Origin of the sequence: Sporolactobacillus mangiferae (genome assembly GCF_023336505.1) — a bacterium.
Classification (GTDB): domain Bacteria; phylum Bacillota; class Bacilli; order Bacillales; family Sporolactobacillaceae; genus Sporolactobacillus; species Sporolactobacillus mangiferae.
Genome location: NZ_JAMAST010000002.1, coordinates 269,148 through 281,965 on the forward strand (window position 1 = coordinate 269,148; position 12,818 = coordinate 281,965).

Below are 12,818 nucleotides of genomic sequence, written 5' to 3' on the forward strand. Positions count from 1 at the left end.
TTTTAATATATTAAAATTCAGTTGATACAATCACAGAGAATGAATCCGTGTTCAGCGCACAACTGTGCTATCCTTATTTTATCAGATTATACCGATACCGTGCATTGATAACCGTCGTTCCCAGGCCTCAACTGCGAATCATCAATCTGTACTTTTTGGAGTGTGCATCATCCATTATCGCTGCCACAGCACAGAATCATATACTTTTTAAGCTGGTATTAGAAAAACCGGGCAAAAAGCGCCCGGTCTCGAGTCTCCAGCCACGAGTCAACAATTTTCTGGGGTGCATCATCGCTGTGGCTGATCTCCCTGTTCCTGATAAAATATAAAAGATCACTGCACTTTCGATCCTTTTTCCAACTCCCATAATTTCTCGAAATACGATTGACCTTTAATCATCCGTTCACAAACATCGCTGTGCTTGTCCGACCATCCCCGCTGTATCCCCGAAACCAGCCCGTTCCAGGCTTCTTCAAAGCTCATGTGGCGACTTTCCTCATATTTGGTTGGGTACCATTCCGTGTACCAGTATCGTATTTCTTCGACGTTTCCTGATGCATGAAGCTGATCAAGCGCCATAAACAAAAGTTGCTTCAATTGCCTTTCTTTCCGCGTCAAGCCAACCATCCATTTCGGATGAAGCGACAGCATATGATACTCTTTTTGATGACTTCGTATATTGGGAACCAAAAATGCTTCAACATCCATCTTCCCGGCTTTTTGAAGTATTAATTGCTCCTGTCTCGGAATCAGTCTGCTTTTTCGTATCGGAACGGAATAACCTAATGTGTCAGTGGCGATACAGCGCTCACCGTCCGTTGCAATCAGACAATACTCAATAATTTCTCGCTGATTGTTTTTACAAATGACTCCGTGATTGCGTATTTCTTTCAACAGTTCTTCGGGAAGATCCTGCAAGTCATTTTCAATATAATTGAAAAGAGCCGTCTCCACCTTAACAAGCGGAATCTGGTCAAGCAGTTCAATGAAATCATGCTTGCGCCATTCATAAAATTCGCATACATTATAGCCGTTTTCTTCTCCCTCAAACCAATTCACCCAGATGTCACTGACAATCTCCATGAGGCTCCATCTCCTCCGTTTGATTTGCCAACATTATGGACATTATTGGAAGAATTTATTCGACCTTGATCTTTTTTAAATGAAAACCTTTATTCCATTATTGTATGACGAATCTATAAGTCTATTCGCTTGTTTATATAAAACTATCCTTAAATTTATATATTTTATAACGAACAAAAAAAAGACTGCCCGCACCAAAGTGAAGGGACAGTCTCTTATATGGATGGCACTAGTCAGGCCCGGCTGCTCTTTTTCGCCTCATTTTTTCATCGGTTTATAAACATGCTGCGTGTACACGCACTTCCTGAACGCGGCACACCAGTGAATGAGCCTATACTTTAACAAGCCAAATCATCGCATATGCACATTTTTATGCTTCGAACTTCTTAAAAGCAAGCGTCGCATTGTGACCGCCAAATCCAAATGAATTGCTGAGTGCGATACTTACATTTTTCCTGATGGCTTCATTCGGTACGTAGTTCAAATCACACACTTCATCCGGTGTTTCATAATGAATCGTTGGCGGTATGATCCCTTCCTCAATTGCCAGAATTGAGAGAATGGCCTCAACGCCGCCGGATGCGCCAAGCAGATGTCCGGTCATAGACTTTGTTGAACTGATAGCCAGATCATAAGCGCCCTGTCCGAAAACAGCCTTGATCGCTGCCGTCTCTGTCGAATCATTGGCTTCAGTACTTGTACCATGCGCATTGACATAATCCACCTGATCAGGCGTCAGCCCGGCATCTTCAAGTGCCGTTTGCATTGAACGAATGGCACCCTTCGCTTCCGGATCCGGGCGGGTGACATGGAATGCGTCACTGGTAGCACCGTAGCCCGCTATTTCCGCATAGATATGCGCACCGCGTTTTTGTGCGGATTCCAAAGACTCAAGTATAAGTACACCAGCACCCTCACCCATGACAAAACCATCCCGATTCTTATCAAATGGGCGGCATGCTGTTTCTGGATCCGGATTTGTGGAAAGCGCACGAGCCGATGAAAAGCCGGCAAAAGACATAGTGGTCAGCGGCGCTTCCGCTCCACCGCATATAATTACATCATTATCACCACGCTGGATTGCCTTGTAGGCATTCCCGATTGAATCGGAGCCTGTAGCGCAAGCCGTCACGGTGCACGAATTGATCCCCTTTGTTCCAAGCAGGATGGATACTTGCCCGGATGCCATGTCAGGAATCATCATCGGAACAAAGAATGGGCTCACGCGTCGATATCCGCGTTCCAGCGCCGTACGCAGCTCTTTTTCATAGGTTTCCATTCCGCCAATTCCAGAACCGATCCACACACCGGTTCGGTCCGCATTGGTTTCATCTATCGTCAAATCTGCATCGCTGACCGCCATTTTTGCTGCTGCAACGGCAAATTGTGTAAAACGGTCCATCCGAATCGCTTCTTTGTGGTCAACGTATTCTTCAGGATTAAAATCTTTAACTTCACCAGCAACCTTGGCGCGAAAATCATGGGGATTTACGCGCGTAACCGTATCGATACCGGATTTACCGGCAATAGCGTTCGCCCACGTGGTTGCCACGTTATTGCCAAGGGGCGTCACAGCCCCAAGTCCAGTAACAACGACTCTTCTTTTCATTAAATTCTCTCCTTCTGACCGGAATCGGATCATATCTTATACGCAAATGGTTTCACATCGGTTCTCTGAAGTTACCTGCCCCATTTGAGTGTCAGTGCACCCCAGGTCAATCCTCCGCCGAAACCAACCATGACGAGCAGATCACCGTCCCTGACCTTTCCCTCTTCCACCGCATCGATCAATGCAAGTGGAATCGAAGAAGCAGACGTATTGCCGTACTTGTGTATCGTTTTAATCATCTTTTCTTCAGGGATACCCAGCCGTTCACGTGATGCCTCCATAATTCTGATGTTCGCCTGATGTGGAATGAGGAAGTCAATTTCTTCTTTTTTAAGGCCAGCTTTTTCCACCACATGAACAGCCGACTCTCCCATTTGGCGTACCGCAAATTTAAATACTTCACGGCCGTTCATTTTAAGGAACCGGTCCTTCTGATAAAGATATTTACCACCGCTTCCATCGGCACCGAGTTCAAATGACAGGATACCTTTTCCTTCGGTCACCGGACCAAGAACAGCAGCCGCAGCTGCATCACCAAAAAGCACTGCCGTACTGCGATCATTCCAGTCTGTAATTTTAGACAGCTTCTCAACGCCGACAACAAGCACATGCTGATATGTGTCTGAATCAATAAACTGCTTTGCAGTAACCATTCCATAAATAAATCCGGAGCATGCGGCGCTGATATCCATGGCCGGTATGTGTCTTGCACCAAGCTTTTCCTGAAGCATGCAGGCAACCGTTGGGAATGGTTGATCAGGCGTTACCGTAGCAACAAGAATTAAATCAATGTCACGGGCAGATATCCCTGCATTCTGTATCGCTTTCTGCGCAGCAGAAAATGCCATATCCGACGTATCCGTCTCATCATCGGCAATTCTTCGTTCTTCAATCCCGGTTCTTGTTCGGATCCACTCATCTGAAGTGTCCATAACCTTTTCTAAATCCGTATTTGTAACGATGCGTTTGGGAATATACTTGCCCATTCCCAAGATTCCTGCGGACATCCGCATTCCCCTCTCAGATCTTAACAGTATATATAATGACTTGGTAACAATATAATACACTATAAATTATTTGTCCAACAAGCACGCAGTCAGACGCTTGTTCTTCTTTGTACGAATATGACACACAAAAAATACCCTGACATAAAATACATTAAAGACACAATGACAGGATACCTGGAAAGGAGTACATCAATTGGTACAGTCCTATTATAATCCGCGAGACAGTCACTTTGATCCGTTCACCTATCTTATGTTTGGCGCGCAGATGCCGCCTGCACAGCCATCTCAGCCCATGCAGCCGCCACAAACATTCTATCAAAACGGCACCTGGCAGGCAAGCGGAACACCAATCCCGCCCATGCAGAACGCGCATCAGCCTCTGCCATCCCAGCCTGGATTTCTCAAACCTTTTCTTGGGCAGGATGGCCATATTGACCTGACAAAGATGGTGAATGGTGCAAGCCAGTTAGTCAACGTGATTAACCAAACGGCTCCGGCAATCAAACAATTGTCGCCGCTGCTTAATTTTTTTAAAAAACCTTGAATAACGTAAGCAATGTCTCTCACAAAGCTGCCCGTTATATGGCAGTTTTTTTAATGGAAACAAGGCGGCATTTCAAACAGCCGCGCATTCGCAAAAAAGGCGCCGATATTCAAAGCCACCTCCAGTAACTTTTTGGCAACAATCTACGAAGCTTTTCGTTAACAGGATCATGCAAGTCAGAACGTTTTTGATAGCATACAACATCAAGCCCAGTATGATTCTCGCTCATTAAACCAGCAATCAAATGCGCCATTTTTTTACTGCTATCCTGCTCTGACAACATTTTCAAATCAATCCGGAAAATGAGCGCTTCTTTTCTCTTTATTTGACGGAGCCGCTCGACAAAGAAAAGCTCCATTTCATTTGCTGCTTTACCGCTTTCCGTCTCAGGATGCGGTGTACCGCTCAATGCGTCGGCAGATGCTGCCTGCACATCCAGTGAAGAAAGAAACAGGATACTCCGAAAATCCCGGGCATTCGCGATCAACTTATTTAATCGCCGTTTCAATAATTCATTTTTATCTTGTTCCAGCCGAAGTGTGTCTGCAAGAATAAGATGCGTGAACGTATGTGATTGTACTTTTCTCTCAGGACAGAATAGTGCATGCCGTCCAAGAAAAAGTTCGTGATCCTCTTCATGTTTTCTTTCTTCTTCGGTAACCGCCGAACTCAGACTGCCAGTAAACACACCGCAATCGAGCAAATGTTGAGATAAAGGAAAACCAACATCAGAAAGGCCTCCAAAAATCAATACTTGATCCATCCGGCTTTCACCCCCGCCGCATCCAGGTTTTATAACAGCCTATGCACAGAAAAGAAACCACATCACCGGCACCGCAGAAGGGCATGGAAGGTTTGGATTGCTCACGATGTACTCAGCTGCAATGCTAAACGGCCTAACTGCAGACCTGATGCCGCATCGTATACACGAAAATTCGGATTGAGCAGCTTGCCCCAATCCGAATAACAATGCTAATCTTATTCCGAAAGCCCAAGCGCGATACGTGCATACCGCGACATCCGATCCTTTGTCCACGGCGGATCCCATACGAAGTTAACCTCTACCTGGTTTACTTCTTCAATCTCGCCAAGCGCACGTTTCACATCATAGGAAAGCGACGCAGACAGCGGACAGCCCATAAAAGTCAGCGTCATGGTTACAATCACATTATTTTCTTCATCTATATCGACACCATACACAAGTCCCAAGTTGACGATATCAACCCCCAGTTCCGGATCGATAACCTCTTCAAGCGCCTCAAGTATGCGATCTTTCAATTCTTCGGAAGCACCGTTTTCATCAGCCACTGCGATTCCCTCCTTCCACTTTCAATTACACTCAGTATAACGGAAAGTGCGCTCTATTTCATCTATACGCATTCGCGCCGCACTCAGGTGAACTTCAAGGCACATAGTATATAATAAAAGCAGAAGCACAATTCACATCAGAAGAAGGGAATTAAATCATGCGAATGAAGATGCAACACACACCTAATCCTAATGCGATGAAATTTACAGCTGAACATCCGATTTTTTCAGAGCGAGTTGAAATTTTCAAAAACAGCCATACTGATTCACCGCTTTTAAAGCATTTAATTGAACTCAAGGGCATTGACAGCCTTTTTGGCTATAAAGACTTTTTGACGATCTGCAAAGTACCCGAGGCAGCATGGGAAAATCTGCTGCCGCTTATCGAAAATGAATTTGACCATTTTCAGCAATGATCACTGTGCCCGGCGAGCCAGCGCACCAATCAGTCATGCTGTCTGACACTTCATTCATACTTCTTGCTGATCAGTACATATGGCGGGCACGTAACCTTCTGATTTCGTCCATAAGTATGAACACCTGGCGCCAGCAGATAAGTCCTGCAAGCGCCTCTATTCTGACACCTCGTCTGCACAACAAATAAGGATGTCTCATTGCCGTAAGGCTTTTGAGACATCCTATTTGAGAGCATCAACTCACGTAAGATGTTGTTACTCGAATGGCCATTTTGCAATACTTTTTCACGGACGAATTCACTCTCGAATTCTATTATTTGAGCGATCAAGGGCATCGATCAGCCAAATGTGATAATATCTGTCTCTCCCTGATCCACCGATCCTTTTTTCTTGAGTACAACATGTTTTGACGGATCGAGATTTGTAAAAATAACAGGGGTGATCAGTGAAGGCACTTTATCTCTGATCGATGAAAGATCAAAGTGGATCAGTTTCTGCCCTTTTATAACCGGGTCGCCTTCCCTGACATAATTCGTAAAGCCCTCGCCGTTCAATTTTACCGTGTCCAGGCCGATATGAATGAGCACTTCCAGACCATCGCTGCCAGTCAGTCCGATGGCGTGTTTTGTCGGGAAAATACTGCTTACTTTGCCGTCAACAGGAGAAACAACCAATCCATCTTCCGGATCAACGGCAAATCCGTCGCCCATCATCTTCCCGGAAAATGCTTTATCGGGAACATCAGTAATAGGGACCAGATCCCCCTTAACTGGTGAACAGATCGACTCCGCGCCGACAGTTACGGTTTTAACGTCTGGCGCTGATGCGGAATCACTATCATCATCGTTTTCTGTCAGTACTTCGGAGGCATTGACAAGTGTCTTCATTGCATCGGCAACAAATTCAACATCCGTACCGATAACGACCTGCAGATTGGTTTTGTTCAATTTAACAACGCCGTGCGCGCCATGGCGTTTCATCGCGGAACTGTCTGCGATTGCTGAATCGTTGACCGTCAGCCGCAGACGTGTCGTACAGTTGTCTATGCTCGTAATATTCTCCTTGCCGCCAATATCATGAATCAACTGCAGGGCTATCGTTTCGTATTTTCCATTAGTGTGTCCGACCGCATCATTTTCCGTCACATCAGCAACAATCGCATCGTCATCTTCCCGTCCCGGAGTTTTCAGATCAAACCATTTAATTGCGAAATAGAAAACGACGAAATAAAGTGCTGCAAAAACAATACCGACTAGCAGAAGAAGAAGCGGTTTTTGTGCAATCCGGTAATTAATTAAGTAATCGATCGCCCCAGCAGAAAAGCTGAATCCGTCATGTATGCCTAATGCATAGGTAATCGCCATGGAGAGCGCAGTAAGGAAAGCGTGGATCACATAGAGCGCTGGCGCGAGAAACATAAATGAAAATTCAATCGGTTCCGTCACGCCGGTAACAAAAGACGTCAATGCAATACCAGCAAGCATACCGCTGACCGCTTTTCGCTTTTCTTTTTTGGCAGCGGCAATCATTGCAAAGCAGGCGGCCGGAAGTCCGAACATCATGATTGGGAAATACCCGGAAAGAAGCAGACCCGCATTCGGGTCACCGTGGAGAAAGCGTGTGATTTCACCATGAAAGCCTTTAAATGTACCAAATTCAAACCAGATCAGTGTATTAATGACATGATGCAGACCGAGCGGCAGAAGCAGGCGATTAAGTAACCCGTAGATCGCGGCACCGAACATGCCAGCGTCATACAGCCATGTGGCAAGATGCGAGATTAACAGCTGCACATAAGGCCACACGTAGCCAAAAAGAAATCCGATAACGAGCATCGTCCCTGAAGTGACGATTGGAACAAAGCGTCTTCCTCCGAAAAAAGCAAGCCAATCAGGCAGTTTAATATTATGATAGCGATTATACAGCAGACCTGCGATGATCCCGGCAATAATTCCACCAAGCACGCCAAGATTGATCGTCTTATTCAGTGAAGTTGCACAGGCACTGAGTACAAAAAATCCCATTGCCCCGGCAAGTGCTGCCGCGCCATTGTTGTCTTTGGCAAAACCGACAGCGATGCCAATTGCAAAAATCAGCGCAAGATTTGAAAAAACTGCATTCCCAGCTGCCGCAATAAAAGGGATATTGAGCAAATCCGGCTGTCCAAGACGAAGCAGCAGAGCCGCTGCAGGGAGTGCAGCGATCGGCAGCATCAGTGACTTTCCAATTCTTTGTAGAAAACCTAACATAATCTCTCTCCTCTGTTATCCATAATAAAAGTCATTCCACTCACCGTGAAGCAGCAGCAAGTTCTGCTCTGACGCCCCCTCCTCTATGTATTCATTTATCTACTATTCTGTCATTTTGGCACAAAACCATTCGGTTGTCTAGACATTTAGATAAATTTATTGTCTCTTTATATAACAATATATGTAATTTTATTTCACATTAAATCTGTTCTAAGTTACTCCTCTCTGTTTTCGATCCAATCAGAAATAAGGGACATAAGTATCATTTTTTCACTTGTGTTTTATCATGCAGACTCATAAATTGACGTATATACAGAACGATCAGTGACATTTAGCCTATTGCTGATAGATCGATATTCCTGCATTTTCCAAAATAAGTCGATTAATGTCAAATTATTTTAATTCAAAACATTTAATCTATTCATTCATAATGGAGTATAATCGTTGTGTTTTTAATAGAGAAACCGGGGAGCATTTTATGCAGAAGCAATAACGTCGTTCTTTTCACGGATTGGTTCATTTGTGAATGATGCGGACTTAGCGATCAAAAAAAGCTAGAAAAACCCGCAAAGTTTACTCTTTAATTTAACTAAAATAACGATAGGAGATGACCATGATGAAAAAGCAAATGAAACTTGTGCTCGCTTTCCTGTTATCTCTGCTGCTCGTATTTGGCTCACTGCCTGCGCTTGCAGCCGCGTCAGCATCAGGAAAAACGGATCATCAGCTAACAACAATTAATCAGGGCACAGGACGTGCGATTCTGGAAAAAGCAGATTATTTTGGCGATCTGCCAGACAGCACACCGGTTTCGGTAGATATTGTTTTAAAGGTGAGAAATGAAAAAAAGCTTCAGTCTTACATTGATCGAACCGTTAATCCGGGAAGCGCGTTCTATCATCGTTACATGCAAGTGACACAGTTTAAAAAGGTATTCGGTGCATCAGATCAAACCGTCAAAGCACTGACACAATATCTCAAACACTATCAGATCCGGACAAAGGTGTATGCAAACAATCTTATTATCTCAGCAAGCGGAACAGCTGGGGACTTTAATAAGGCATTCAGCGTCACTCTCCAGAAAGCAAAATTCAGAGGCAGAAGCTTCCATGCAGTTAAAAAAGGACCAAAACTTCCAGGTAATCTTGCGGCACACGTTCTGGCGGTACTAGGTCTGACCAACTATGCTGAACGCACGCCTCGCGCCGTGAAACGACCGCTTGATTTAACGACCAACGCAAGCGGCGGTCCACTTAATCTCGATCCCGCTGACTTAATCAAGCACTATAATGCTGCACCTCTGTACGAGCAGGGAGCGACAGGTAAAGGACAAACGATTGGAATTGTGACACTGGCAGATTTCAATACAGACGATGCTTACGCCTTCTGGAAACAGGAAGGTATTAATGTCAAGCCTGATCGAATTCATAAAGTACTTGTGGACGGCGGCTCTGACTGGAACGGCTACGAAGAAACCTCTCTTGACGTTGAACAATCCGGAGCACTCGCACCGCAGGCCGATGTCAATGTTTATATCGGTCCCAACACGGACGCTGGATTTGTCAACGCATTCGCTGCCGCGATTAACGAGAACAAAGCCTCACAGATTTCGGTAAGCTGGGGACTCAGTGAATCGGCAATTAACGCAGCCATCAGTGATCAGACGGAAGATCCGGCTTACGCACTCGTTTTCAATCAATTGTTCGAACAGGCAGCGGCACAGGGCATCTCGATGTTTGCCTCCGCAGGAGACGCTGGCGCCTATGATGCAAGCCGAGACCTTGGCACCTACAATTTATCCGTAGATAATCCGGCCGACAGCCCTTATATTACAGCAGCCGGAGGAACCACGCTTCCATGGACTTACACAACGAAAACAGGCGTACAGCTTAATGTTTCCGAGGAGCGCGCATGGGGGTGGAACTATCTCTATCCCTACTTCGATTCGCTTGGACTGCGTACAGCAGAAGGCTGGTCGAAGTATTATTTTGTCGGTGGCGGCGGCGGATTCAGCCAAGTATTCACAACCCCTGATTACCAGAAAGGGGTTTCGGGTGTGAACCGATATACTGCCGTGCAGCAATGGCAGCCAAGTTCTGATTTTGCTTCAGTCACACCGCTTACTGATTCGAAGATCGTTACAGGACATGCATCTGGCAGAAATATGCCGGATGTGTCGCTTAACGCGGATCCGTATACTGGCTATAAAGTCTTTACGTCCGATCCAAACGCCCCTGGCAGCAACTCAGAATTCAGCACATTCGGCGGGACAAGCGTTGTCTCTCCTCAGCTTGCCGGTCTGACTGCCTTAATGAACAGCGCGCAAAAGGATCGAATCGGTTTTTGGAACAGTCAGATCTATCGTTTCGCAAAGCAAAAGAATTCACCATTCCATCCACTTAACACAACCGGAACGGAAAATACAAATTTGTATTACACCGGTACAAAAGGAACGATTTATAACCAGAGTACCGGACTGGGCACGATCGATGTCGCATCGCTGGCTGAGCATTTTCACAATACATCTCGCCACTGAAAACAGAAAAGGAGAGCAGGCTTGCACAGTTTCTCTCCCTCCACTTTCGAATGCAACGAGCCACTCCGATTGGAGCGGCTCGTTGTCTGTTTCATCGATCAATAATATTGACATGATAGGTTTTCAGCCATTCATTCATTTGTGCCATATGCGCAATCAGCTGAGGGCCGGACATCAGCTGACCGAACCATGGAGCTTTAAATGAATTACCTTTGGTGTCGATCAATGCCTGTAACTTTTTCCTGTCAACCAATTCAAGCAAAGGTGAACTTGGTGTATCGATAACTTTCTGCAGCCATTGAGATACGGCCAAAGTATACTGCGGATGATAAGTTTTCGGATAGGGACTCTTTTTGCGGTAAAGTACGTCGTCAGGCAAGTAACTTTTTAGCGCCGCACGAAGAATGCCTTTCTCATAACCGTCCAGCATTTTCATGGCCCAGGGGACATTCCACATATATTGAACAATTCGATGATCGGCAAAGGGAACGCGCACTTCAAGGCTTGCGCCCATGCTCATTCGATCCTTACGATCAAGCAGCGCGGTCATAAACCAGTTCATATTCAAATAGAACAGTTCGCGCCGTTTTGCATCGATCGCCGATTCACCCTCGAGCTTAGGTGTTTCAGCGATAGTTTCATTAAAACGCTGCAATTCGTAATCCTTCAGACTCAGCCGGGCACCCCACTTCTCATTCAAGAGGCCCTGACGTGCGTCAATTGAGCGCATCCATGGAAAACCTTCCTTTGCCGAGGTTTCAGGACTGTGGAACCACGGGTAACCGCCGAAAATCTCATCGGCGCACTCACCGGAAAGGGCAACCGTGAATTCTTTGCGAATCCCTTCGCACAGCCACAGAAGTGATGAATCAACATCGGCATAACCAGGCATATCACGCACCACAATCGCATTTTTCAAATAGGAAACGAGATGCTCATTATCAATAATGAGATTATGATGCACGGTGCCAAGATATTTGGACACTTCCTCGATAAAAGGCGCGTCACTGTTCGGCTGGAATTTACTCGTATGAAAATATTTGTCGTTACCCACGTAATCAATCGAAAAAGTGTACAGCGGTGGCCGTTTCTGTTCTTTAAAATATTCAGCCGCAATCGCCGAAATACCGCTCGAATCGAGCCCGCCGGACAGGAAGGTTGCTACTGGCACATCAGCATAAAGCTGGCGTTTAACCGCATCGATTACGAGCTCACGCAAATGGCTGACGGTCTCTTCCAGACTGTCGGTATGAACATGGCTCTCTACATTCCAATAACGCCATATTTTCAGTCCATCCTTTGAATAGGTAAACGCATGCGCCGGACGGAGATCATGAATTCCACAGTACACGCCATGCCCGGGAGTTCGGGAAGGCCCAAGCCCAAAAACTTCGCAAAGCCCTTCACGATCAATTTCCGGCCGAACATCCGGATGCGCCAGAATCGCTTTCAATTCAGAACCAAACAACAACCTGCCATTGGACTCACAGTAGAAAAAGGGCTTGACCCCCAGCCGATCCCGTGCGCCAAATAAGACTTGGCGTGCAGCATCCCAAATGGCAAACGCATAAATTCCGTTAAAATGATCCACGCAGCTTTCCCGCCATTCAATGTAGGCTGTCAGAAGCACCTCCGTGTCCGAATGACCCCGAAAAGTATAGCCTTTTTTCAGTAGATCCGAACGAATTTCTTCTGTATTATATAATTCACCGTTATACACCAATACGTAGTCATCATGATTGACCGTCTTTTCCATTGGCTGACGGCCACCTTCCGGATCGACAACAATCAGCCGCGCGTGACCAAGCGCCGCCCTTTCCGACAACCATGTATTTAAATCATCCGGACCGCGATGATCCATCGTTCGCGCCATACGATTGATTGTCTTTTCCTGGCCACGCAAGTCCTGGTGCCAATCAATCCAGCCTGTGATTCCGCACATGAATCCTGTCATCCTTTCTTCCCGTCTTAGGCATTAGCCTCTTCACATCGTATGCAAAAGCGCAAAACACGTGAGCAGGCAACCTGAAGATTCATCGCAGCGGACGAAAAAAATACCAATTCAC

The 12,818-nt window shown here is 45.9% G+C and carries 10 protein-coding genes; 3 read left to right on the forward strand and 7 right to left on the reverse strand.

The window, feature by feature from the left end; genetic code table 11:
* Positions 1–333: 333 nt before the first annotated feature.
* From M3N64_RS03690 to M3N64_RS03700, 3 genes are all read right to left on the reverse strand, one after another.
* Positions 334–1,083 carry a DUF3603 family protein gene (locus M3N64_RS03690; protein ID WP_249098212.1) on the reverse strand — a complete coding sequence of 250 codons (750 nt, stop codon included), beginning with the start codon at positions 1,081–1,083 and terminating at the stop codon, positions 334–336.
* Between the two features lie 370 nt (positions 1,084–1,453).
* Complete coding sequence (gene fabF, locus M3N64_RS03695) at positions 1,454–2,692, reverse strand: beta-ketoacyl-ACP synthase II (RefSeq protein ID WP_249098215.1); 1,239 nt, start codon at positions 2,690–2,692, stop codon at positions 1,454–1,456.
* 71 nt (positions 2,693–2,763) lie between these two features.
* Positions 2,764–3,699 (reverse strand): beta-ketoacyl-ACP synthase III, encoded by a 936-nt coding sequence (locus M3N64_RS03700; RefSeq protein ID WP_249098217.1) that lies wholly within the window; start codon positions 3,697–3,699, stop codon positions 2,764–2,766.
* 193 nt (positions 3,700–3,892) lie between these two features.
* On the opposite strand from M3N64_RS03700, the gene M3N64_RS03705 reads away from it, so the two are divergent.
* On the forward strand, positions 3,893–4,243 hold the full coding sequence (locus M3N64_RS03705; RefSeq protein ID WP_249098220.1) for a YppG family protein: 351 nt from the start codon (positions 3,893–3,895) through the stop codon (positions 4,241–4,243).
* Positions 4,244–4,352: 109 nt separating this feature from the next.
* On the opposite strand, the gene M3N64_RS03710 is transcribed toward M3N64_RS03705, so the two are convergent.
* Both M3N64_RS03710 and M3N64_RS03715 read right to left on the reverse strand, forming a co-directional pair.
* Positions 4,353–5,006, reverse strand: coding sequence for a hypothetical protein (locus M3N64_RS03710; RefSeq protein ID WP_249098222.1), 654 nt, complete (start codon positions 5,004–5,006; stop codon positions 4,353–4,355).
* A gap of 215 nt (positions 5,007–5,221) precedes the next feature.
* On the reverse strand, positions 5,222–5,551 hold the full coding sequence (locus M3N64_RS03715; RefSeq protein ID WP_249098223.1) for a metal-sulfur cluster assembly factor: 330 nt from the start codon (positions 5,549–5,551) through the stop codon (positions 5,222–5,224).
* Positions 5,552–5,709: 158 nt separating this feature from the next.
* Here M3N64_RS03715 and M3N64_RS03720 point away from each other — a divergent pair, with 158 nt between their 5' ends.
* Positions 5,710–5,967, forward strand: a complete 258-nt coding sequence (locus tag M3N64_RS03720; RefSeq protein WP_249098226.1) for a NifU N-terminal domain-containing protein — start codon at positions 5,710–5,712, stop codon at positions 5,965–5,967.
* A gap of 338 nt (positions 5,968–6,305) precedes the next feature.
* On the opposite strand, the gene nagE is transcribed toward M3N64_RS03720, so the two are convergent.
* Entirely contained in the window at positions 6,306–8,216 is a 1,911-nt protein-coding gene (gene nagE / locus M3N64_RS03725; RefSeq protein ID WP_249098229.1) for an N-acetylglucosamine-specific PTS transporter subunit IIBC, read from the reverse strand.
* 616 nt (positions 8,217–8,832) lie between these two features.
* Here nagE and M3N64_RS03730 point away from each other — a divergent pair.
* Positions 8,833–10,752 (forward strand): S53 family peptidase, encoded by a 1,920-nt coding sequence (locus M3N64_RS03730; RefSeq protein WP_249098232.1) that lies wholly within the window; start codon positions 8,833–8,835, stop codon positions 10,750–10,752.
* A gap of 91 nt (positions 10,753–10,843) precedes the next feature.
* Here the strand turns inward: M3N64_RS03730 and asnB are convergent, their stop codons facing one another.
* A complete protein-coding gene (gene asnB / locus M3N64_RS03735; RefSeq protein WP_249098236.1) occupies positions 10,844–12,694 on the reverse strand; it encodes an asparagine synthase (glutamine-hydrolyzing) in 1,851 nt (616 codons plus the stop codon).
* Positions 12,695–12,818: the final 124 nt, after the last annotated feature.

Bases quoted from the DNA above. Each gene is read 5' to 3' on its own strand.
- M3N64_RS03690 (WP_249098212.1), bottom strand. From the start codon at position 1,083: ATGGAGATTGTCAGTGACATCTGGGTGAATTGGTTTGAGGGAGAAGAA.
- fabF (WP_249098215.1), bottom strand. From the start codon at position 2,692: ATGAAAAGAAGAGTCGTTGTTACTGGACTTGGGGCTGTGACGCCCCTT.
- M3N64_RS03700 (WP_249098217.1), bottom strand. From the start codon at position 3,699: ATGTCCGCAGGAATCTTGGGAATGGGCAAGTATATTCCCAAACGCATC.
- M3N64_RS03710 (WP_249098222.1), bottom strand. From the start codon at position 5,006: ATGGATCAAGTATTGATTTTTGGAGGCCTTTCTGATGTTGGTTTTCCT.
- M3N64_RS03720 (WP_249098226.1), top strand. From the start codon at position 5,710: ATGCGAATGAAGATGCAACACACACCTAATCCTAATGCGATGAAATTT.
- nagE (WP_249098229.1), bottom strand. From the start codon at position 8,216: ATGTTAGGTTTTCTACAAAGAATTGGAAAGTCACTGATGCTGCCGATC.
- M3N64_RS03730 (WP_249098232.1), top strand. From the start codon at position 8,833: ATGAAAAAGCAAATGAAACTTGTGCTCGCTTTCCTGTTATCTCTGCTG.
- asnB (WP_249098236.1), bottom strand. From the start codon at position 12,694: ATGTGCGGAATCACAGGCTGGATTGATTGGCACCAGGACTTGCGTGGC.